We start from the raw sequence: 241 nt of genomic DNA on the forward strand, positions 1-241 counted from the left end.
CACCCCCTCTACTTCCCCTGCCGCGACCGACGCGTAAACTCTTACTACTTCTTCCGCCTGTTCTGTCGACTCTAACCGCGCTTCTTCCGCAGCATGTGCTTCCGCCGCTAAACGCGCTTCTTCAGCAGCCTGTGCTTCCGCCGCTAAACTCGCTTCTTCTGCCGCTTGTGCTTCCGCCGCGAAACTCTCTAATTCAGCCGAATGTGCTTCATCCGCTAAACGAGCTTCGTCTGCAGCATCT

Annotated in this window: 1 protein-coding gene; it reads right to left on the reverse strand. The window is 56.8% G+C overall.

The annotated features are described in order from the left end of the window. A partial coding sequence (locus Q4519_RS22050; RefSeq protein WP_303516121.1) for a hypothetical protein occupies nucleotides 1-241 on the reverse strand: 241 nt, incomplete at both ends.

Origin of the sequence: Motilimonas sp. 1_MG-2023, from assembly GCF_030547455.1 — a bacterium.
Classification (GTDB): domain Bacteria; phylum Pseudomonadota; class Gammaproteobacteria; order Enterobacterales; family CBDFNC01; genus Motilimonas.